The organism is Hyphomonas sp. UBA3601 (assembly GCF_002375605.1).
Taxonomy (GTDB): Bacteria; Pseudomonadota; Alphaproteobacteria; order Caulobacterales; family Hyphomonadaceae; genus Hyphomonas.
The window spans coordinates 28,579-29,375 of record NZ_DFME01000033.1 but is presented as its reverse complement, the minus strand read 5'-3'; the positions used below and the strand labels follow the sequence as shown (position 1 = coordinate 29,375).

At 60.6% G+C, this 797-nt stretch carries 1 protein-coding gene; it reads left to right on the top strand.

Going from position 1 to position 797, the window contains the following annotated elements; translation table 11 throughout:
• Nucleotides 1-797: cation:proton antiporter (locus B4F73_RS03655; protein WP_290482528.1), on the top strand; the 797-nt coding region annotated here is incomplete at both ends.

Sequence of the window (797 nt, the reverse complement as noted above, 5' to 3'; positions counted from 1 at the left end):
ATCGGCATGCATGTCTCGCTCCGCGAACTGAAAGAAAGCCGTGGTGACCTGCTCGGCCTTGCCCCTGTCCATCTGTTGCTGACAGGCCTGATCAGTGCAGGCGCGCTCTATATGCTGGGCATATCCTGGTCGATTGCGATCGCGGTAGGCCTCAGTCTTGGCCTTTCGTCTACAGCGGTCGTTGCGCGGATCCTGACAGAGCGCGAGCAGAACTCGTGTCCGATCGGGCGCACGGCCACACATGTCCTGATCTTTCAGGATATTGTCGCCATCTTCCTGATGATCTTCGCCACGTCGCTTGGGGAAGGAGAGACCGCCGCCGGCCTTGCGGGCCTTCTGTCAGAATATCTCCTGAATGGCGGTGCAGTCCCGCTGGCGGCTGGATTGTTGCTGGCCTTTGTGCAGGCCCTGATCGCTTTCGGCGCAGCCATGCTGTTTTCACGCTACCTGCTGAACCCGGTTTTCCGGACGCTGGCAGCCACCCGCAATGACGAAGCCTTTACGGCTTTCACACTGTTGCTTGTGCTGGCGGCCGCCTGCGCGACTGCCATGATCGGACTTTCGCTGACCCTGGGCGCATTCCTGGCAGGCCTGGCCGTGTCCGGCACACCGTTTCGCCACCAGGTGCAAACGGAAATGGGACCATTTCGCGGGCTGCTCCTGTCCTTCTTTTTCATCAGTGTCGGCCTGTCGATTGACTTGCCGGGCCTGCTGAGAAACCTGCCGCTCGTCGTGATCGGCGCGTTTGGCATCCTGACGGTCAAGACTGCGCTCGGCTATATCGCCGCCCGCATGAA